Source organism: Rhizobium sp. ERR 1071, assembly GCF_007828675.1.
Lineage (GTDB): Bacteria > Pseudomonadota > Alphaproteobacteria > Rhizobiales > Rhizobiaceae > Rhizobium > Rhizobium dioscoreae.
Genome location: NZ_VITM01000014.1, coordinates 66,952 through 87,783, shown reverse-complemented (window position 1 = coordinate 87,783; position 20,832 = coordinate 66,952). Strand labels below are relative to the sequence as shown.

Sequence of the window (20,832 nt, the reverse complement as noted above, 5' to 3'; positions counted from 1 at the left end):
AGGTAAATTAGAAAATCTTTGCAGAAAGATAAAATTTACGCATCAATTTTCCCAAGAAGTGAGCACGAGGCAATAAAGCAACCTACGAGAACGGCTCCCTTAGAGAACATAAAGCCAACGGCAGTTCAGACACGGCAACACGAGTTTAGACGGGTGAGGCAACTTCAGATGACCAGACTTTCCACGATTACACGCCGGAGTTTCCTGCTCTCGTCGGCAGCGCTCGGTGCGATCGCCGTAACGGGAACAGCCGTCCATGCGGCTCCGTCACGTGGCGGCACCGCGACGCTTCTGCTTTCGGCCGAGCCGCCGGTCCTGACGACGATCGCCCATACGGCCTTCAACTCGGTTTATGTCTCCCCGAAGGTAACAGAGGGGCTGCTGACCTATGATTTCGATCTTAACCCACAGCCGCTGCTGGCCAAGCAATGGTCCATCAGCGATGATGGGCTACGCTACACCTTCAAGCTGCGCGATGGAGTCAAATGGCACGACGGCAAGCCTTTTACCGCCGATGACGTGGTCTTCTCGATCAGGACGCTCAAGGATGTCCACCCGCGCGGACGCAACACCTTTCTGAACCTCCTCGACATCGAAACACCCGATCCCTTGACCGCGATCCTGGTCCTGTCCAAACCGGCTCCCTATCTGATTACCGCGCTCGCCGCATCGGAATCGCCAATCGTTCCCCGCCATCTCTATGAAGGCACGAAGGCCGCCGAAAATCCCGTCAATCTGGCGCCAGTCGGCACGGGCCCCTTCAAGTTCAAGGAGTGGGTGCGCGGCAGCCATATCGTCTACGAGCGCAATCCCGACTACTGGGATCAGCCGCGTCCCTATCTCGACCAGCTGATTGTCCGCTTCATTCCCGACGCCGCCGCGCGCTCGATCGCGATCGAAACAGGCGAGATCGATCTGGCGCCATCGACGCCCGTCCCCTTGAGCGATCTCGATCGCCTCAAGGACGTGGCGAGCCTCGCCTTCGAAACAAGGGGTTATCAATATTCCAACGGCGTCAGTCGTATCGAATTCAACCTGGAAAGGCCGGTTTTCAAGGATATCCGCGTCCGGCGGGCCTTCGCGCATGTCATCGACCGAAAGGTGATCCGCAACACCATCAACTACGGCTATGGCGAACCGATCCCCGGCCCGATCAATCCCAATCTGGCGAAATGGTTTGTCGCCGATCTCAAGACCTATCCGATCGACCTTGCCGCGGCGGAGAAGCTGCTCGACGAGGCCGGCCATCCGCGCGGTTCGGACGGTGTGCGCCTGCGCCTCAATCTTGACTATGTGCCGAGCGGCGAACCCTACAGCCGTGGCTCGGAATATATCCGCCAGGCACTCGCGAAGGTCGGCGTCGAGGTGACGGTGCGCAGCCAGGATTTCGCGACCTACGCCAAGCGCATCTACACCGATCGCGATTTCGATTTCGCCTATGAGGGAATGAGCAATCTCTTCGACCCGACGGTCGGCGTGCAGCGGCTTTACTGGAGCAAGAACTTCAAGCCGGGCGTGCCCTTCTCCAATGGCTCGGCTTACAGCAACCCCAAGGTCGACGCCCTTCTCGAGGCCGCCGCCATCGAGGTCGATCCCCAGAAGCGGGTCGAGCAATGGCGCGAGATCCAGAAGATCCTCGTCGAGGATCTGCCTGCTCTCGACATCGTCAGCCAGCCGGAACTGACCATCTACAACAAGCGTATCGCCGACCACACGCTCGGCGGCGAAGGCATCGCCGGCAGCCTTGCCCATGCCTACATCGCAACCGCCTGAAGCACCGAAAGCAAGGAAACGCCATGTCCATCCAGCACCGTCCCGGTTCCATCGTGGGCCTGCCGAAATTCGCAGCACCTACCGATTTTCCAGATAGCCCGCTGTCACAGGCACTGAAACAACCCGTTCTGCTCGGCCTCTTCCTGCCGATCCAGGCCGGCGGCTGGACGCAGTCGACCCTCGAACGCTCGACCGACTGGCGCTTCGACTACAACAAGGCGCTGACGCTGCGCGCGGAGGAACTGGGTTTCGATCTGGTATTCGCCCTGTCGCAATGGCTTCCCAAGGGTGGCTATGGCGGTGTCTTCGACGGTCACGCACTCGACAGCTTCGTTTCGACCGCAGCGCTCGCAGGCCTCACCAAGAAGATCATGCTCATCTCGACAATGCATGTTCTCTATGGTCCATGGCATCCGCTGCACCTTGCCAAGTTCGGAGCCACGCTCGACCACATCACCGGCGGCCGCTGGGGCATCAACGTCGTCACCGGGCACAGGGCCGTCGAGCACGAAATGTTCGGCTGGCAGCGCATCGAGCATGACAGGCGCTATGAGCTCGCGGCGGAATTTCTCGAGGTCGTGCAGCGGCTTTGGAGCGACGACGAGAACTACTCCTTCGAAGGTGAAAGCAGCTGGAAGCTCGGTGGCGGCTACGTGACACCAAAACCGAATTTCGGTCGGCCGATCCTCGTCAACGCCACCGGCTCGGATGCCGGTATCGCCTTTGCCGGGCGCTACTCGGATATCGTCTTCATCACCAGCCCGACCGGTGCTGACATCGACAGTGCCCTCGCCTCCCTCCCGGCTCATAGCAAGAAGGTGAAGAATGCCGCCGCCGATGTCGGACGCAACGTGCGCACCCTGCTCAATCCGATGGTCATTTGCCGTCCGACCGAGAAGGAGGCATGGGAACTCGCCGACCGGATCGTCGCCCATGCCGACCAGCGTTCCCGTAAGGGCTTCCAGTCGCTGGATTCCGACGCCCATGCCTGGAAGGGTCGCGACGCACAGGATCCCTATCGCTTCATCGGCGGTAACATCCGTGTCATCGGCTCGCCGGAGCAGGTGGTCGACCAGTTCGTCAAGCTGAGGGCGGCCGGGATCGACGGCCTGCAGCTCAGCTTCTTCGATTTCCGCGACGATCTCGAATTCTTCGGCAGCGATGTCCTGCCGCTGATGAAACAAGCCGGCCTGCGCCACTGAAAGGAACGATCATGACCAGCAATGCCATTTCCGAAATCTGGTACACGCGCTGCCCCGTTCCGACCCCTGTGGGCCTTGCAGCGCAGCTCGGCTATCTCGAAGACGGTTTTCGCGGCGAAGGCGTCACGCTGAAATCCATTATCGACTCTCCGGATCGCAACATCCGGCAGAGCCATTTCAACCATACGCTCGATTGGTCCTTCCGCCATGGCGGCAACGTGCCGCCCATTCGTGCGCGCTCCGAAGGCCGGCGCACGCGCCTTGTCGGCATTACCTGGACGGATGAGTTTCAGGCGATCATCACACTGCCGGGAACCGGCATCAAGACGACCAGGGATCTCGAGGGCCGACGCTTCGGCATCGCCCGCCGCCCCGAAGGGATCGTCGATTTCATGCGTGCCACGGCGCTCAAGGGATTGATCTCGGCCCTGTCGCTCGAAGGCTTATCCATCAACGATGTTGAGATCGTCGAGATCGCGCTAACCGATTCCGTGCTCGCCAGCCAGGAAGGCCCCTCCCTCTTCGGTCTTAAGCGCCGACAGGCCTATGGCGAGGAGATTGCCGCTCTCCTGCGCGGCGATGTGGACGCGATCTACGTCAAGGGAACCGCCGGTATCAATGTCGCCAATCTCATCGGCGCGGTGCAGGTCGCCGAGTTCGGTTTTCATCCCGATCCGAAAATCCGCATCAATTCCGGCTCGCCGCGCGTGCTGACCGTCGATGATCGATTGGCCGACGAGCGTCCCGATCTCGTGCGCAGATTGATCGACGCGATTTTCAAGGCAGGCGCCTGGGCGGAAGCCCATCCGGAAGAAACCCGCCGCTTCGTGGCGCGTGAGTCCGGAGCGACGGAGGAGCAGGTTCTTGCCGCCAATGGGCCGGAGATCCATCGCCATCTCGGCCTGGGATTGGAACCGGAACTCGTCAGCGCAGTCGAACACTACAAGAATTTCCTGCGCGACTTCGGCTTCCTGGCCGGCGATTTCGATATTGGCGAATGGGTGGACCGCCGTCACCTCGAGGGTTTCGCCACACGCGCCGTCGCCTGAACCACGTTGTAACGAAATGACAGAGACCATTGATGATCTGATCGGCAAGGCGAAAAACCTTGCCGAGGACTTTTCCAGGAGGGCCGCGCATCACGACGCAACGGGCGCCTTCCCTTTCGAGAATTTCGACCGGCTTTTCGATGCCGGCCTGCTCGGCCTCGTCAGCGACCGGGATCATCGCGGCCACGGCGAGGGCCTGACATCGGCGCAGGCCATCATCAGCGAGATCGCCCGTGGTGAACCCTCGACCGCGCTGGTGCTCGCCATGCACTACACCTCGCATTTTACTATCCGCCGCCTTGGCAAATGGCCCCGCCATCTCGCGGAGCGCGTCCTGTCGGCAAACAGGCAGGGCGTGGCGCTGATCAACAATGCGCAAGCCGAGCCGCGCATCGGTTCGCCCGCCCATGGTGCCCTGCCCGAGACGATCGCGCGCCGTGACGGCGATCGATGGCGCATTTCCGGCCATAAGAGCTATGTGACCGGCATGCCCGTGCTGAAATGGGTGTCGCTTCTGGCCGTTACCGACGAGGAGGAACCGCGCCTTGCTTCGTTTCTGGTGCCGACCGATGCCGCCGGCTTGCGGATCGAGAAGAGCTGGAATGCGGCCGGCATGCACGCCACGGCGAGCGATGACATCATTCTCGAAGATGTATCGGTACCGCTCGATGATCTCATCGAGGCGCAACCGGCCAGCGAACCGATCCGCCGCGACGAGCATGCCGCCGCCTTCTTCTTCGGCTTGATCGGTGCGGTTTATCATGGCGTTGCCAGAGCAGCGCGGGACCGCGTTCTTGGCTTTGCTAGCACGCATAGCCCTGCCAGTCTTGGCGCACCAATCGCGACGGTGCCGCGCGTCCTGGACGGCCTCGGTGAAATCGAGGTGCGGCTTGCGACGAACGCCCGGCTGCTGCGCTCGCTTGGGGAAGATGTCGATGCCGGCCGGCCGGTGGGAATGGACGGCATGCATGTTCGCCATGTCGTCATCGACAACGCCGTCGCGGTCACCAGTCTTGCGCTGGAGCTCGCCGGCAATCCCGGCCTCAATCGCGACTTCCAGCTTGAACGCCATCATCGCGATGCGATCACCGCCCGGGCGCACGCACCGCAAAGCCATATGATCCGCGCGATCGCGGCCAGGAACGCATTGAACCGGCCTGGATAAGCCAGCTCCCGTTCACAATCGGCCCTGCCTACCTGTTCAGGCATTCGGGCTCAGCCATATCTGGCCGAAACTGTTGTTGATGCCCTGTGCCCCGGGCGCGAAATTCTTCACGCGCTTGTTGGCAACGATCTGCGCGCCTGCCGCCACCAGATCGACGGAAACCACGTCGTCGTGGATGATATGCTGGAACTTGTACCAGAGCTGCCGGCGCTTGGCCTCGTCCGGCTCGATGGCGGCCGCTTCAAGAACCGCGTCGACCTCCGGGTTTGAATAGTGGCTGGCATTGGAGAAGACCAGGCCGATCTTGAAATTCTTCGACCAGTAGGCGCGCTGTACGCCAAGCGTCGGATCGAAGGTGTTGGACAAGGATTCGATCACCAGATCCCATGCACGATCCGTATAGACCGTCTTCAGGAAGGTGGCGAGATCGAGCTTGAGGATCTCGGCATCGATGCCGACCGCGGCAAGCGACTGCTTGATGAAGTCGGCATAGGAGGGCTGCAGGAATGAATTATAGGCGAGCCGCAGCTTGAAGCGCGTGCCATTGGCACCGCGCGGATAGCCGGCATCGTCGAGCAGCCTGTTGGCGAGCTTGGGATCGGGCACGCGGGCCTTGATGCTGGGATCGTACCATTTCGGCAAGGCTGTGCTGATCGGGCTCGGTGAGACCTGCGCATAACCGAAGAGGGCGATGTCCACGAGCTTCTGCAGATCGATGGCATGCGCGATCGCCAATCGCACATCCTTCTTCTTGAGAATCTCGTTCTCATAATTGAAGAACAGCTGCTGCTGTGGCCCGGAATAGGCGTAGGTCGTGGTGTCGACAACGAGGTTGGTATTGGCCTTCAGCCGCTCGATGTCGGATAACGGCACGGGATTCGCGCCAATATCGATCTCTCCCGTCTCCAAAGCCGCGGCCCTTGCCGCTGGATCGAGGATGACGCGCAGGACGACGCGGTCGAGATAGGGTTTCGGCGCGTCCCAATAATTCGGGTTACGGTCGAAGATCAGATGGCTGCCAGGCACCCATTCCTTCAGGATGAAGGGACCTGTGCCGATCGTCTGCGCGAGGGTCGGCTGCTCGCTCGGCTTGAAGGTCTCGTAGACATGCTTCGGCACGATCGGTGATTCCGAACTGCCGAGCGCGGAGATCAGATAGGGAGCCGGTTTGGACAGAACGATGACGGCTGTGAGCGGATCGGGCGTTTCGACGGATGTCACGTTCTGGAACGTAATGCGCCCGCGTGGATGCGCCTCCTTGAGGCGAAGGATGGTGAACTTTACATCCTCGGAGGTGAAGTCCTTGCCATCGTGCCATTTGACGCCCTTGCGAAGCGCGAAGGTGTAGCGCAGACCATCGTCGCTTGCCGACCATGACGTCGCCAGAAGCGGCTTCGGGTTGAGATCGTAATCGAAATCGAGCAGTCCCTCGTTGATCTTCGGTCCGATCGCCTGGCCCGTACCGGAGGACGTGTTGATCGCGATCAGCGCCGTCGGATCGGGATAGTAGGCCCAGTTCAGGGTTCCGCCGCTCACCGGCGTTTCCGCGGCGCTTGCCCATGACGGAGAGCCTCCCCAGGCAAGACCCGCGCCGCCAAGGAGCAGCAATTGGTTGAAGTGACGGCGATTGATCGACATTTGCTCGCTCCGAAAATTGGCGTTACCGGGCACCAGTCCCGTCGCGGAAATGATCGTGTCGAAACCCGAAGATCCAAAGGCAGTTTTTCTAGCGTGAGGCGAAAGCAATCCTTCCCGCCAGCATTATCTGGCGTCCGCCGCATGGAGCGGTGCAGACGTCCACTCCCCTTCCGATCACAAGAAATCATGTGGGTTGGCGGCCGCATTTCATGGCGTTCGCGCGGCCGCGTCAGGTTTCCGCTACTCAAAGGCGTGGCTTTGTGCCAGGCGGCGATCCAGTCCGCTTCGTTGCATGGGCAATTTGAGGAAAAGTGCCCGGACCTTATTCAACCCGCTGCCTTCTTCACATCATCGCGAGGCCAATGTGTCAGGATGGCGCTCGCCACGAGGTGAACGAGATGATCCGCCCGTGGCGCGAATGAGGGTTGATCGACCGCCCAGCCGAGAGCCGTTATCAAGGCAAACAGGTCGTCCCCATTCATATCGGGGCGCGCCGTTCCCTCGGCCTGGGCACGCAGCAGTAGTCGCGCGCCCGCCGCGTGCACGGCCGCGCACGAGGCATAAAGGGCGGAGTCGGGGTTCGTGTGAGCGGCCGCCATCATGGCGACAACGCCCCTAGAGCTTTGGGTGAATTCCACCAATTCTCGAAACCAGGAGAGAAGTGCTTCGTCGGCCGAAGTCGACAGTTCGAGTTCGGCTGCCCTCCGGGTCAGTGCGTCCAGATGGGTACACAGCAGCGCTTCGAACAACGCTTCCCGCGTCGGGAAATGACGGAGCAGCGTGGCCAAGCCGACGCCGGCCCGGCGGGCAATGTCACGCATCGACGCGTCCACACCATGCTCGGCGACAACGTCACGCGCGACGGTGAGAATTTGGCTGCGATTTTTTTCCGCGTCGGCTCGCATGGACTACCTTGCTAAATGGATCAGTGATCCATATATGTGGATCGGTGATCCGGTTATGAATCGGATCAGTGATCCATTAGATAGCGTCCGTCGGCGCAAATGACAACAGGCGCTGTCGACAGGGCGTAAGGAGACGTCATGGGAAAGCTTGAGGGTAAGATTGCAGTCATTACGGGTGGCGCCACCGGCATCGGTCGCGCCGCGGCGAAGCGGTTCATCGAGGAAGGCGCCTTCCTGTTCATTTTCGGCCGCCGGCAGGAAGCGCTCGATGCCGCCGTGGTCGATCTCGGGCCGAATGCCCGCGCGGTGACGGGCTCGGTTTCCGATGAAGCCGATCTGGATCGGCTCTATGCGGCGGTAAAGGCGGAGCGCGGAACCCTTGACATCGTCTTCGCCAATGCCGGGGCGGGCAGCTCGCTTCCGCTCGGCAAGATCACCGCAGAGCATATTGACGAGACTTTCGACACTAATGTGAAAGGCACGATTTTCACGGTCCAGAAGGCGCTGCCGCTGATGGGCCGGGGCGGTTCGATCATCCTGACCGGATCGAGCGCCGGCACCACGGGCGCTCCGGCATTCAGCGCCTATAGCGCGAGCAAGGCGGCAGTGCGCAATCTCGCGCGGACCTGGGCCGAGGACCTGAAGGGCACGGGCATCCGGGTGAACGTGCTGTCGCCCGGGGCGACGGCGACCGAACTCGCGAAGGAAGCGCTCGGCGAGGAGGGCCAGAAGGCCTTCGCCGCGATGACACCGCTCCAGCGCATGGCCGATCCGGCGGAGATCGGAGCGGTGGCCGCCTTCCTCGCATCCGACGACAGCAGCTTCATGACCGCCAGCGAAGTCGCCGTCGACGGCGGCCTCGCCCAACTCTGACGTGCCACACACTGCCGGGTCAGTCACCCAATTATGCATACATCCACGGAAGGAAATGAAATGGCACATCCTCTCAAAGGAAAAGCCGCTCTCGTAACCGGGGCGTCGCGCGGCATTGGTCGTGCCATCGCCGAGCGCCTCGCAAAGGATGGCGCGACGGTCGCGCTAACCTACAACACCTCCAAATCTGGCGCCGACGAGGTGGTGGCGGCCATCGAGAATGCTGGAGGCACCGCGTTTGCGATCCACGCGGACCTCGTTGACCCGGCGACCGTCCCGATCTTATTCGAGAGACTCGACAACGAGTTCACCAAGCGAAACGGAAGCAAAGCCCTCGACATTCTGGTCAACAACGCCGGCAACTCCGGCTGGGTTGGCTTCAAGGACGCGACGCCGGACAGTTGGGACACCCTGATCGCGGTCTATGCCCGAGCGCCCTTCTTTATCATTCAGGCGGCCCTGAAGCGTCTCGCCGACGGCGGATGCATCATCAACATCTCTTCCGCCGCCGCCACGAAGCCCGTGACGGCCGCGCCTGTCTACTCGATGGCCAAGGCGGCCATCAACAACCTGACCCATGCGCTGGCGGCGGAACTGGGACCGCGCGGAATTACCGCGAACGCTGTCGCGCCCGGCTACACGCGAACGGATGTGAACGCCGCCATTCGAGAAAACCCCGAACTCATCAAGGCGGTCGAGGCCGAAATCGCGATGGGACGCTTTGGAGAGCCTTCGGAAATCGCCGCCGTCGTCGCGTTCCTGGCCTCCGATGACGGCCATTGGGTGACGGGCCAGACGATTGAAGCAAGCGGCGGCTACAAGCTCTGACCGCGCCGAACAATCGAAGGAGAATGTGATGAGCTACGCGATTATCGGCTTCGGCAATATCGGCCGAGCTCTGGCCAAAGCGTTTTCCCGCAACGGCATCGAGGTGTCCGTTGCAACCACGCGCGACCCTGCAAGCTTCGCATCCGATGCAGCCGCGATCGGGCCCGAGATTATTCCCAAGACCCTGACGGAAGCTATAAGGGCGGATGTTATCTTTCTAGCTGTCCGCTTCGAACAGCACCCGGACGTCGCCAAGGTGCTGTCCACGTGGCAGGGGAAGACGATCGTCGATGTGACCAATGCCTACGGCGTGCCTCCCGAGAAACTGGGAGGGCAGCCGTCGTCCAAATTCGTTGCGCAGGCCTTCTCCGGTGGAAGACTGGTCAAGGGCTTCAATCATCTGGCTGCCGCCGTGCTCGGCCAAGATCCGGCCGTGCATGGTGGCAGGAGGGTCGTGTTCCTGGCGAGCGACGACGGCGGCGCGACAGCGGAGGTTGCCGCGCTTGCCGAACAACTCGGTTTCGCGCCGATCAACCTTGGCGGCCTTTCGGAAGGTGGGCTGCTCGTTCAGGCGCGCGGCAACGACTGGGGTCATCTGATCTTTAAGGATCTGGTCAAGTTCGATTGAGGAATCATGCATGAGCACTATCAGCATCATTGGATCCGGCGGCATGGCCGCGGCAATCGGCGGCCTTGCCGCCAAGGCCGCGCATACCGTCGAGGTGGCCAGCCGCGATCCCGCCAAGGCGCGGGCGCTCGCCGAGCAGATCGGAGCCGGAGCGACGATAGCGACTTATGGCGCCGCTCCGACCGGGGATATCGTCGTCCTGGCAGTGCCTTACACCAGCGCCGCGGCTGTGATCGCCGATTACGGGAACTCGCTTGACGGCAGGGTGATCATCGACATCACCAACCCCCTTGCCCCCAACCTTTCGGGTCTCGTCACTCCGCATGGCGGTTCTGGCGCGCAGGAGATCGCCAAGCGCCTCCCCGCCCGCGCGCCTGTCGTGAAGACGTTCAACACCATCTTCGGTCACGTGCTGGCCAAGGGTGAACGCCTCGACGCGTTCATCGCAGCCGACGACACGAAGGCGAAGGGCACGCGTCTCGACCTTCCTTGAAAGTCTAGGGCTCCGTCCGTTTGACGTTGGTGGCTTGCACATGGCCCAGACGCTGGAAGCGCTCGGCTTGATGATGATCAGCCTGGCCAGGAACGGCGCCGGTACCTGGGATTTCGCCATGAAAATCGATCTTGGCTGAACCATCGGCGGCGGGCCGGATATTGGGAGCCCGCGTTTGACGGCATTCGTATGATTGAGACAGCGTTCCTTGCTGGCTAGGAGCGATCACATTTGCATCGCTGACCCGCTTGAATGCTGGACGCTTGGGACCTAAATTGGCTCGATGCTTGATCATTCGTCTCAACCATTGTCGCCGTCAAATGTCCCAATGGACGCCCTAAGCGAAGTCCTGCAAGACTTTCGCTTGAGTGGCGTCAATTATGGACGCTGCGAACTCAGACATCCATGGAGCATCGCCTTTCCGCAACAACAGCTGCTTCGTTTTCACTTTGTCAGCCAGGGTCCGTGCTGGATCCATACCGAAGCGCAAGGATGGCAGGAGTTGAACGATGGCGATCTGGTTCTGCTGCCGCAAGGCGTCGCGCACCGGTTGGCCAGCGCGCCAGATGTCGAGGGTGACTCGCGCAAGAGCTGCCAGATAACAAGATTGGGAAGCAACGTATGCGACGTGGTGCGGGACGGAACGGGTGCGACGAGCACCCTCTTCTGCGGCTCCATGGTCTTGGGGGCGCATGCACTTAATCCCTTGGTCGCCTTGATGCCGCCAATCATCAAGGGCTGCGATGTGGCCGGCAATGACCCGATCGTTGGCCCCCTGCTGGCGGCCATGTCGGCGGAGGCGACACAGCCACAGATGGGAAGCGCGACCGTCTTGTCGCGCATGGCCGACTTGCTCGCGGCACGGCTCATCCGCTGCTGGGTCAATTGCAGCGGGGGCTCGACCACCGGCTGGCTCGCCGCCATCCGCGATCCCCATGTCGGACGTGTGCTGGCGGCCATGCACCGAGACCCCGGCCGTAACTGGACCCTCAAAAGTCTCGCGGGCTTGGCGGGTCAATCGCGTTCGATCTTCGCCGAGCGCTTCAACGCCATGTTAGGAGAAGGCGCGGCCCATTATCTCGCCCGTTTGCGGATGCAGCTTGCCCGCGACCTGTTGGGGCAAAGCGGCATGTCAGTCGCCGAAGTTGCTTCTCGGTTGGGCTATGAATCCGAGGCATCCTTCGCTCGCGCCTTCAAACGCATCACCAGCGTCTCACCGGGCGTTGTGCGACGCACAAGTTCCGGACGAATGGACATGGATTTCGGATTTTAGGACACATACCGTCCCGAATAGTTCGTCTATGACCTCTCCTAACTTAAGGAGATACCTATGACGGACACGACATCGCAACTTGATGGGGTAACGATTGAACCGGATACCCCGGAACCATCCACGTGGAGCGCGGCGACCTGGTTCGCCGTCCTTTCAATGGCGGCCACCAGCTTCGCGCTGGTATCGGCTGAATTCCTGCCGGCGGGTCTGCTAACCCCGCTGGCGCGCGATCTTGCGATTACCGAGGGAACAGCCGGACAGGTCGTCACCGCCACAGCTTCCGTCGGCGCTGTCACCGCCCTATTGAGCAATGTTCTGATCGGCAGGCTGAACCGCAAGACGGTGTTGGTCGGCCTCAGCGCCTTGGCGATCGGCTCCAATGTCCTTGCATCATTGGCGACGGACTTTTGGCTATTGTTGTTGGGCCGGGCTGGGCTGGGCATCGCGCTGAGCGGTTTCTGGGCGCTTTCAGTCGCCGTCGTGGCGCGACTGGTCGGCGCCAATTCGACGGGTCGGGGCATGGCCATCGTCACCCTCGGCGTCTCGCTCGCCACCATAGCTGCGCCCTCGGTTGGAGCTTTGATCAGCGACTGGCTGGGATGGCGCGTGGCAATGGCGATGACCGCCGGACTTGCCGCGCTCGCCTTGCTGCTGCAGCTACTGAGCTTACCGACACTGCCCGCGAGCACAAGCAACAGCCTCGCCGATGTTTTCCGGCTGACGCGGCGGCGTAGCGTTCAGCTGGGGATGCTTGCCATTCTTTTGCTGATGACGGGCCATTTTGCCGGCTCGGTCTATGTGCGTCCCTTCCTCGAACAAGTGACGCTCCTTGAAACCAGATCGATCGCCCTGGCTCTGCTTGGGTTTGGCATCGCTTCCGTGATCGGCAATGTGGCCGGTGGCCGAATGGCCGACGCCAGCATTCGCCTGGCCCTGGCTCTCACGGCGGCGCTGATGGCGTTTGCCGCGCTTGCCTTGGTGCTTTGGGGCGCTCAAACCGGTATTGCCTTCGGCCTCGTGGCGCTTTGGGGCTTCGCCTTCGGCATGGCACCGGTTGTACTGCCGACCAATCTTTCCCGCGGGGCAACCGACGCTTTGGAGGCTGCCGGCAGCCTGATGGTCGTCTCTTTTCAGGTCGCCATCAGCATCGGCGCGGTTTTTGGCGGCTATATCGTCGATCGCTATGGCGCTGTCGGCCCTCTGACGCTTACCGCCATCCTGGCCGTATGGACACTCGCCTTGGCGCTGACACAACCTCGCGGCTAATCTGTTTTTTGAAAAACAGTATAACAATCGAAGAAAAAGTCGCGAGATGTCGTCAGTGGCGGCATAGCCATCCTGACGATCCGACAATCATTGTGCTGCGGCGAGAAACAATTCTCTGCCGTTGTTCGTACCTTTGTTGGAGGCCTGTGAATATCTTGCTGATCAGGATAGTGTGGGTCGGTTAACCACTTTATTAGCACATTCAAACGCGGTTCTGGCTGTCAACAAATCCGAATTTGCATAAGGGCCAGTCTCGCCTCCCGGCGGAAATGATCAGCCATGAAGAAAAGCGCTGGCATCTTAATGTACAAAGAGGCGGAAAGCGGTTTTTTGATCCTGCTTGTCCACCCAGGCGGCCCCTTCTGGCACAAGCGAGATGAGGGCGCGTGGTCCATTCCCAAGGGCGAGTATAAGGAGGATGAGGAAGCTGAGGCCGCGGCCCGGCGGGAATTTGCCGAAGAAATGGGACACGTGCCCGAAGGCAAGCTGCAACCGCTTGACGGCAACAATGTCATCGCCATCGAGCCCGGCGTTGTCATCGGCTACGACCGTAACGTCTATACCAACACGCTACTGCGTCGTGCAGGTATCGAGGTGATCACCATCGACGGAGCGGAACTCAGCCGTGGCCGCGGCGGCGGTCATTGCATGACGTGCCCGATTGCTCGTGCCCCCCTTTAGTTGCGAAGGAACTTGTCATGCCTATCAATCTTCATGGTCGCAGCGTTCTGTCCCTCGATGATCTGGATGCCGAGGAGATTCGGTATCTGCTACGCCTTGCCGCCGATCTCAAGGCCGCGAAACTGGGCGGTTACGAAGTGCCGCGCCTGACGCGAAAGAACATCGCACTTATCTTCGAAAAGGACTCGACACGCACCCGAACCGGGTTCGAGGTGGCAGCTTATGACCAGGGCGCCCACGTCACCTACATGGGTCCCACCGGCAGCCATATCGGCCACAAGGAATCGATGAAGGATACTGCACGCGTTCTCGGCCGCATTTATGACGCCATCGAATATCGCGGGTTCGCGCAGCGTGCAGTCGAGACGCTGAAAACCTATTCCGGCGTGCCCGTCTATAATGGGCTGACCGACGTTTCTCATCCGACGCAAATTCTCGCCGATCTCATGACCATGCGCGAATTCACCCACAAGCATCTGTCTGACATGGTCGTGGCCTTCCTTGGCGACGGGCGCGACAATGTGGCGATGTCGCTGGCGCTAGGCGCCGCCAAGGTCGGAATCGATTTTCGCCTCGTCTCGCCGACGGCCTTGTGGCCGGACCAAGCGTTTGTCGATCATGTGAAATCGGAGGCATGGAAGAGCGGCGGCAAGTTCGCTTTGATGGAACATGTCGGTTCAGGGGTACTGGGGGCCGATTTTGTCTATACGGACGTCTGGCTTTCAATGGGCGAGAGTGAATCGGCTTGGGAAGAGCGCATCGGGCTTCTTTCCCCATTCCGGGTTACCGCCCAGGTGATCGAGGCGACCGAAAACCCCTATGCGAAATTCATGCATTGCCTTCCAGCGTTTCACGACACCGAGACGGAAGTCGGCGCCCGCATCGCTAAGGAATATGGCATTGATTGCATGGAGGTGACGAACGAGGTTTTCGAGTCTCATGCCTCCATTGTTTTCGATCAGGCCGAAAATCGCATGCATACGATCAAGGCCTTACTCGTCGCGACGATTGGAGGCTGACATGCTGATCGTCGCTGCGCTCGGCGGGAACGCACTTCTGCGCCGCGGCGAGCCGATGACCGCTGAACATCAGCGCGCCAATATCCGGGTCGGTGTTGCCGCCTTGGCTGATCTCATTCATGCCGGTCACTCTTTGGTCATCACCCATGGCAACGGTCCCCAGGTCGGGCTCCTTGCTCTGCAGGCGGAAGCCTCCAACGGCAATGGTTTCCCCTTGGATATTCTGGGCGCCGAAACAGAGGGGATGATCGGCTACATGATCGAACAGGAGCTAGGAAATCTCCTGGAGAACAATCCAATCGCAACCTTGCTGACCATGGCACGGGTAGGCGGGCGGGTCGTCCTCGACATGGCTATGGACACCGCTGAAGAGCTATCCGCAAGGAAAGCACTTCAAGTCTGAGCTTGGCGCATGAGACACCTCAGCATCTCGCATCGTCCAGTTTCATCGGCCTCCGACATCGAATCGAAGCGGCAAAAAACCGCGGAGGCATTGATGCATGTCACTGATGTTATGGTTGAAAAATACAAGAATAATCCGTCACCATGGAAGATTTTCCATACAGGAACCACGCTGGCAAAACTGGTTCGGCCTTCTTCTTGGAACGTTTATCTTCCTGACGCCGTGGTTGGCGCCTGATCTTCTTTCGGTGGCTACCGCATCGACGATGGTATATGCAACCGGAACAACCGTCGGTCTGACGATTGTGAACGTCTCCATCCTCGGGATTTTCAATCCTGAAGCCTGGATCGACTGGTTGAAATTTTGGCTAGGCCTAGCCCTGCTCGCGGCACCGTGGTTTCTTGGCTTCAGTGGGCTGATCTTCTTCACCTCAAGTTTCGTTTGTGCGGCGATGCTGCTGATCATCGTGAGTGGACTGGCCTTCGCGTCAAGAACTCCAAGGATAGGACGCAAGTAGTGAGCATTCGCGATCCTGCAGCGCGTGACAGGATGACCGCGGAGCGATTGGCCCTAGCGAAGGGCAAGTTGCCCGCTACATCGACTTTCTACGCAGCAATCGAAATGACTATGAGAATGTGACGATGCAAACCGTGCGCGCCAATGAAAGTTTACTTTACCCCGGACAAATTCTGGCAATTCGAGGTTCTACCGGGGAGCTCCATGACGCACTAGATCTCAGGGAGGGCGGGCGTCATGACGGTGGAAGAGCTGACGAAGACTATTACAAACGCGAACAACAATATTGCGTTCTGTGGGATTGCGCCTGACGTTATAAAGACACCGCCACGTCGTGCGACAACGCGAAAGGCGGATAACGATGCTTCCGCGGTCGGGAAAGTACGAAGCGGCGTCTCAACGGCCGATGAGGGCGAAAGCAATCGTTCCACCCCTTGCTGCAACACCACTTTTACAGATCACGACCCACGGTCAGCAAAATCGGAGCCGTTGATGTGATGAGATTCGAACGCGCAATCACTTTGGCCGCTCGCCAAGTCCTCGAAATCCCTCATAATGTCCTTTATCATGGAAATGGGAGAACACAATGGCGCGCGTATCGATCTCGAATGAAGATGCTCCGGAAGGAGGACAATGTTGCCGTGCAGCGTCATCTTTTTCTCTTCCTTGCCACTTTCCAATCTCACCTCACACATTCGGAAGGAGGGTGAGAGGGAAGAGGATTGATAATAGTTGATAAACGGCCTATCTTCTTTCATCACATTCGATGGAGTACAGCATGATTAGTGCCGATCTGGGAAAGCAGCTCGAAAGCTATATCCAGCAGCTCGTTGACACAGGTCGCTATGGCTCGAAAAGCGAAGTCCTGCGGGAAGGTGTGCGACTGGTCCAAGACCGCGAGACCCGACTTGCCGCGTTGGATGCTTCCGTCATGCGCGGCATTGCCGATGCCGACGCGGAGCGAACGAGGCCAGCGAACGATGTGTTCGAGCGACTTGAGGCAAAATACCGCGCGATGGCTGACCAGGCCGAATAATCGGTATGATCCTTGAGTTTTCCAACGAGGCGGAAAGCGATCTTGAGCAGATCGCCGACTATATCGCACGGGACAATCCCTGGCGCGCCCTTTCATTCGTTCGAGAGCTGCGGAGCAAGTGTGAAGATCTCGCCGATAATCCGAACGGCTTCGCGCTTGTGCCCCGCTACGAACACCATGGTATCCGCCGCCGCGTTCATGGCAATTATCTGATCTTTTACCGCGTCGAAAACGCGAAGGTGGTCATCATCCATGTGTTGCATGGCGCTACCGACTATGGCGCCATCCTGTTGGGTGATTAAGTCCGGTCGGCCTTGGACAATCTCTCTCCAAACCGCTGGACTATGCGGCGATTTTATACGTCCCGGCATCCTCCCGCGCTAAGGTGGCGAGCGCCCCCCCCTCGACCTCACGCAATGCTTTGCGCTTCTTCGCGTGTTCATCAATGAAGCCGAATGCCTGGCAGCGATCCCGGACACGTCTATCTCTGGTCGACGTGTCGCCCGAGAACTGACGACGCTGATCGAACGACGCGGCAAGCCCGGAATGATTGTCTCCGACAACGGCACCGAACTCACGTCGAATGCCATTCTCGCCTGGTCGAGGGATCACAAGGTGGAGTGGCACTACATCGCGCCGGGGAAGCCAATGCAGAACGGCTATGTCGAGAGTTTCAACGGTCGGATGCGTGACGAGTTGCTCAACGAGAGCCTCTTCTTCGGCCTCAATCATGCCCACAACGCCATTGCTGAATGGGCGGACGATTACAACCATTTCCGGCCGCACTCATCGCTCGGATACAAAACCCCGGCAGACTTTGCCGGGACCATCGCCGCAACCGGCTCCAACGCTGCGCAAGATGAAAGCTTCGCGTTTCCGCCGGTTGCTCACACCGCGCCACTTGGCGTATTCAAAACCGCCGGGGCTCTAGTCGCCACTGGGTGAAAGTTCAGTGGCAGGTCAGGGGCGATAAAGGGTGCTCTGGGCGGCGAAGCAACAGCCTTGATGGCACCGGCCATCGCCGCTCTCGTAAAGGGTATGTTGAAGGACAGCACCTTGTCCGATCAGGACAAACAGACTCTCGCCACGTTAATCGGAACGAGTCTTAGCTCGGCGGTCGGTGCGGCAGTTGGTGGGGGAGAAGGAGGGTCCGACGGGGCTGCGAATTATCAGTATAACTATCTCACGCACGAGCAGGCCAAGGAGCTTACGGACGCCGAGAAGGCTTTGGAAGCTTGCAAAGCATCCCCCACTACCTGCTCCGATACCTACAAAGCACAGCTTCAGTCGCAGGTAGAGACCCTAAAGAATCTCGACTACCAAACCACCATGTCTCTGCTGCTAGTGTGGTTTTGCCTGCCCGGCGCGGTCCTACGATCAGGACCACCGGGGTATCTGAAAGGCTTCCTCCACCCGGTGCGCGACGAGACGTTCGTACATGCTTTCTCCGAATCTCTGACAGTTGGAAATTTGCACCATGATAATTGGAAGTCAACGTCATCAGGATTGGAAATTACTAAACCGTGATCTGGGAATGACGTACGTCGAAAGTCTTCCCCTGACGCGTCGAAATTTCCACTGTGCTGACCGCCGTTCAGGGAGTCCCCTTGATCGCTACCCTGCCTACAAGGATCGTCAAGCGATACGCAGGGCATTTAGCCTGGCACCGGTAGAAATCCCCTTAGTCGTCTCCCGCAAGCGACAACGATCCGGCCAATCGTTGGAAGTGATCTCAGATGGCGCAGCTTGCTTCTTCTTACTGCTAAGTTAGCCGACAGCCCTGAAATGCCTCTGCCTTCAGTCCCTCCTACTTTTGCTCTTGAAGAGTATCGAACCGCAGATCCCTATCCATGAAGCGATGCCTGAATAAGCCGGCCCACAGGGACCACCGCCCGCCAACCGACCGAAATCGTTGCCTATTCTGTCTGGCTCTGCTTCCGTTTTAATCTGAGCCTGAACGCCGTCGCGGAAACGCTGCTCGATCACGGGATCGTCGTTTCTTATGAGACTATCCGCCGATGGTGCCGACGAAGAAGATGTCTGGTATTTCGATGAAGTCGCGGTACCCGTCAATGGTCAGAAATGCTGGTTGAGGAGAGCGGTTGATCAGGATGGTTTCGTTCTGATGTCCTGCTCTAACGTTGCCGGAATGCCGACGCGGCCAAACCCTGGTGTGCTACCACGCGGCAAGACCGGGAAGGGTAGCTCCAGCACGGTGCTCAATTGAAGGTTTGTCCGTTTTTTGGCGGAGTCTAAATATCCTCCGCTTGCAGATTCCTCGCGAACATCACCATAATTTTTCAAAGGAGCAGTGCATATTACAGTGCTACGCGATCACCGCCGGCATCTGCGAGAGCAAATTGTCGAACTCGCCAATTTCCTGGGCCGACACCTCATGGGCACGATCGGGCAAGACCTCGCAACGTAAGCTCGCCCGTGCTCGGGCAAGACTTTCGGCAGCTTCGGCAAAGGCCCCGACTGGTATCCAAGGATCCTTGTCGGACCCGGTTAGATAAACCGGCATGCGATCAAGGTCCGCAAAGGGTCTGTCGCACTCCGAGGTGCCAACACGGCAACCAGTAAGATTGACCATGGCACCCCGCCATGGTCCATATTTCATCGCATATTCCAAAGCCAGGCACGCACCCTGACTGAAGCCTCCGATCACCAGCGGCGTCCCATGACGGCGATAAGTCAGGTCGCCTGTGATGCCACGTAGATAAGCCAGGGAGTCTTCCAGTTCCTTCCGCGTTGTCGATGTCAGCCGCTCCGTCGCCCGCGCTCCGTACCAGCTCTTGCCGGTGGCGCGCGGTAGAATAAAGGCCACGCCCGATGCTTTGAGCCTGGCGATCACCTGCTGGTGCATGTCTTCGGGCGACTGGGTACGCCCATGGATGAAGATGCAGTGGACTTGGGCCTCCTCGGGCGTAGCGCCGAGCAGGAGAGATTCATGATGCATCGCCATTGCCCCGGCTCAGAAGTTCGCCGGTTCCAGGCCGGCGATCAGCTCTTCGCGACGGTTCTCGAACCACGGCGGGAAGACCAGCGTGGTGCCGATACGGTCGGCCGGCTCGTCAAGCGCCCAACCGCCCTCGACCGACCAGGCAATCTCAAACAGCGCGCCGCCCGGTGAGCGGACGTAGCAGGACTTGAAATAGTTACGATCCTTCTGGTCGGAAACGTCCGTGAACCCCAAACCCTCCAGATGCGCCTTCAGCTGCAGCTGGTTCTGTTCGTCGCCAGTGTTCAGCGCCAGATGATGAATGGTACCGCCAGCAAGCGTCCAGGTGCCCTGCGGGCTATTTGCTTCATGCAGGATTTCGACCATGCTGTTGGGACCGTTTGCGTTCGGGACGGAGAACATCAGTCCCTCATTGCTGTCAGCCTCCTTTTTCATCGACAGGCCAACTGTCAGGAAGTCATCCATGGCGGTGCGATCGAACACGGCAATCGCCGCGCCGTAAATGCCCTTGATACCATGCTCCGCCGTAACGCCTTGCGCCTCGTTGACGATGGGCGGCCGGTTGTCTGCAGGGCTTTCGACAAGTTCATGCGGAATGCCGCAAGGGTGTTTGAAGGCCACGCGCGCGATACCGAAGCGCGATATTTTCTTAGCCTCGATACCACGGGCATTGAGCCGCTCGACCCAATAGCCGGACGCGCCGGCAGGGATCGCCTGCTGGATGATCTTCGACTGGTTCGTTCCACGTCGGCCAAAAACGGCGGGCTTACGGAACGGAAAGGTCGTGATGATCGTCGAAGCCTCGCCGCTGCGGGATCCGTAATAGAGGTGATAGACGGGGATGGTGCCGTCGAACAGCACGGTGCGTTTGACCGAATAAAGGCCGAGCGCTTTGGTATAAAAATCGTAATCCTCTTGCACGCCATCGGTGCAAAGGGTCAAATGATGATAGCCGCTGACAAGTGCCATCGTTCTCCTCCCGTGAAACAATCGATCGTCCCGGGGCGCGGCCCTCCTCCGCTTTCTCCCCGTCGATTGGCAATCAGGATCTCAGCCGCTTGCCAATCACTCAACACTTGCAAAATATAGCCGATCTAAAACGACTGTTGATGAGATTGTTCA

Annotated in this window: 19 protein-coding genes and 5 pseudogenes; 19 read left to right on the top strand and 5 right to left on the bottom strand. The window is 59.5% G+C overall.

Annotation, left to right across the window (positions count from 1 at the left end; all coding sequences use genetic code 11):
* The first annotated feature begins 168 nt into the window (after positions 1-168).
* From FBZ99_RS29535 to FBZ99_RS29520, 4 genes are read left to right on the top strand one after another with little or no spacing between them, the layout of a single operon-like run.
* Complete coding sequence (locus FBZ99_RS29535; protein ID WP_145636449.1) at positions 169-1,773, top strand: ABC transporter substrate-binding protein; 1,605 nt, start codon at positions 169-171, stop codon at positions 1,771-1,773.
* Between the two features lie 23 nt (positions 1,774-1,796).
* Complete coding sequence (locus FBZ99_RS29530) at positions 1,797-2,975, top strand: LLM class flavin-dependent oxidoreductase (protein WP_113388819.1); 1,179 nt, start codon at positions 1,797-1,799, stop codon at positions 2,973-2,975.
* Positions 2,976-2,986: 11 nt separating this feature from the next.
* Complete coding sequence (locus FBZ99_RS29525) at positions 2,987-4,024, top strand: ABC transporter substrate-binding protein (protein ID WP_145636447.1); 1,038 nt, start codon at positions 2,987-2,989, stop codon at positions 4,022-4,024.
* Between the two features lie 16 nt (positions 4,025-4,040).
* Positions 4,041-5,189: an acyl-CoA dehydrogenase family protein gene (locus FBZ99_RS29520; RefSeq protein ID WP_145636445.1), complete on the top strand. Its 1,149-nt coding sequence runs from the start codon at positions 4,041-4,043 to the stop codon at positions 5,187-5,189.
* A 36-nt stretch (positions 5,190-5,225) separates the two neighbouring features.
* Here FBZ99_RS29520 and FBZ99_RS29515 read toward each other — a convergent pair whose 3' ends face one another.
* Both FBZ99_RS29515 and FBZ99_RS29510 read right to left on the bottom strand, forming a co-directional pair.
* Positions 5,226-6,827, bottom strand: coding sequence for an ABC transporter substrate-binding protein (locus tag FBZ99_RS29515; protein ID WP_145636443.1), 1,602 nt, complete (start codon positions 6,825-6,827; stop codon positions 5,226-5,228).
* Between the two features lie 326 nt (positions 6,828-7,153).
* Entirely contained in the window at positions 7,154-7,732 is a 579-nt protein-coding gene (locus tag FBZ99_RS29510) for a TetR/AcrR family transcriptional regulator (RefSeq protein WP_145321165.1), read from the bottom strand.
* A gap of 138 nt (positions 7,733-7,870) precedes the next feature.
* Between FBZ99_RS29510 and FBZ99_RS29505 the strand changes: the two genes are divergently transcribed.
* The 14 genes and pseudogenes from FBZ99_RS29505 to FBZ99_RS29440 form a co-directional block, all read left to right on the top strand.
* Positions 7,871-8,605, top strand: a complete 735-nt coding sequence (locus FBZ99_RS29505; protein ID WP_145636439.1) for an SDR family NAD(P)-dependent oxidoreductase — start codon at positions 7,871-7,873, stop codon at positions 8,603-8,605.
* Between the two features lie 60 nt (positions 8,606-8,665).
* Positions 8,666-9,433 carry an SDR family NAD(P)-dependent oxidoreductase gene (locus FBZ99_RS29500; RefSeq protein ID WP_145636437.1) on the top strand — a complete coding sequence of 256 codons (768 nt, stop codon included), beginning with the start codon at positions 8,666-8,668 and terminating at the stop codon, positions 9,431-9,433.
* Positions 9,434-9,461: 28 nt separating this feature from the next.
* A complete protein-coding gene (locus tag FBZ99_RS29495) occupies positions 9,462-10,061 on the top strand; it encodes an NADPH-dependent F420 reductase (RefSeq protein ID WP_145636434.1) in 600 nt (199 codons plus the stop codon).
* A 10-nt stretch (positions 10,062-10,071) separates the two neighbouring features.
* Entirely contained in the window at positions 10,072-10,554 is a 483-nt protein-coding gene (locus FBZ99_RS29490) for an NADPH-dependent F420 reductase (protein ID WP_210248402.1), read from the top strand.
* 283 nt (positions 10,555-10,837) lie between these two features.
* Positions 10,838-11,827, top strand: coding sequence for an AraC family transcriptional regulator (locus tag FBZ99_RS29485; RefSeq protein ID WP_173004543.1), 990 nt, complete (start codon positions 10,838-10,840; stop codon positions 11,825-11,827).
* 57 nt (positions 11,828-11,884) lie between these two features.
* Positions 11,885-13,093, top strand: coding sequence for an MFS transporter (locus FBZ99_RS29480; RefSeq protein ID WP_113353490.1), 1,209 nt, complete (start codon positions 11,885-11,887; stop codon positions 13,091-13,093).
* Positions 13,094-13,372: 279 nt separating this feature from the next.
* A pseudogene (locus FBZ99_RS33670) lies at positions 13,373-13,582 on the top strand (NUDIX domain-containing protein); the annotation flags it as partial.
* The gene (locus FBZ99_RS29470) at positions 13,565-13,774 is read left to right on the top strand and encodes an arginine deiminase family protein (RefSeq protein WP_281408415.1); all 210 of its coding nucleotides are present in this window, start codon (positions 13,565-13,567) and stop codon (positions 13,772-13,774) included. The pseudogene FBZ99_RS33670 and the gene FBZ99_RS29470, both read left to right, overlap by 18 nt.
* 17 nt (positions 13,775-13,791) lie before the next feature.
* Positions 13,792-14,793: an ornithine carbamoyltransferase gene (gene argF / locus FBZ99_RS29465; protein ID WP_113353493.1), complete on the top strand. Its 1,002-nt coding sequence runs from the start codon at positions 13,792-13,794 to the stop codon at positions 14,791-14,793.
* A gap of 1 nt (position 14,794) precedes the next feature.
* A pseudogene (locus tag FBZ99_RS29460) lies at positions 14,795-15,127 on the top strand (carbamate kinase); the annotation flags it as partial.
* Positions 15,128-15,293: 166 nt separating this feature from the next.
* Positions 15,294-15,713 carry an SPW repeat domain-containing protein gene (locus tag FBZ99_RS29455; RefSeq protein WP_145636428.1) on the top strand — a complete coding sequence of 140 codons (420 nt, stop codon included), beginning with the start codon at positions 15,294-15,296 and terminating at the stop codon, positions 15,711-15,713.
* A gap of 777 nt (positions 15,714-16,490) precedes the next feature.
* Positions 16,491-16,748, top strand: coding sequence for a type II toxin-antitoxin system ParD family antitoxin (locus FBZ99_RS29450; protein WP_113355815.1), 258 nt, complete (start codon positions 16,491-16,493; stop codon positions 16,746-16,748).
* A gap of 5 nt (positions 16,749-16,753) precedes the next feature.
* Positions 16,754-17,050, top strand: coding sequence for a type II toxin-antitoxin system RelE/ParE family toxin (locus FBZ99_RS29445; protein WP_113355816.1), 297 nt, complete (start codon positions 16,754-16,756; stop codon positions 17,048-17,050).
* Positions 17,051-17,201: 151 nt separating this feature from the next.
* Positions 17,202-17,693: pseudogene (locus tag FBZ99_RS29440) on the top strand (integrase core domain-containing protein); the annotation flags it as partial.
* Positions 17,694-18,090: 397 nt separating this feature from the next.
* Here the strand turns inward: FBZ99_RS29440 and FBZ99_RS33940 are convergent.
* Positions 18,091-18,188 (bottom strand): annotated as a pseudogene (locus FBZ99_RS33940) (AAA family ATPase); the annotation flags it as partial.
* A 426-nt stretch (positions 18,189-18,614) separates the two neighbouring features.
* Between FBZ99_RS33940 and FBZ99_RS33665 the strand changes: the two are divergent.
* A pseudogene (locus FBZ99_RS33665) lies at positions 18,615-18,873 on the top strand (IS6 family transposase); the annotation flags it as partial.
* A 201-nt stretch (positions 18,874-19,074) separates the two neighbouring features.
* On the opposite strand, the gene FBZ99_RS29425 reads toward FBZ99_RS33665, so the two are convergent.
* Together FBZ99_RS29425 and FBZ99_RS29420 are read right to left on the bottom strand one after the other, a co-directional pair.
* Entirely contained in the window at positions 19,075-19,707 is a 633-nt protein-coding gene (locus FBZ99_RS29425; RefSeq protein ID WP_246661224.1) for an alpha/beta hydrolase, read from the bottom strand.
* 15 nt (positions 19,708-19,722) lie between these two features.
* The gene (locus FBZ99_RS29420) at positions 19,723-20,679 is read right to left on the bottom strand and encodes a VOC family protein (protein ID WP_113396021.1); all 957 of its coding nucleotides are present in this window, start codon (positions 20,677-20,679) and stop codon (positions 19,723-19,725) included.
* Positions 20,680-20,832: the final 153 nt, after the last annotated feature.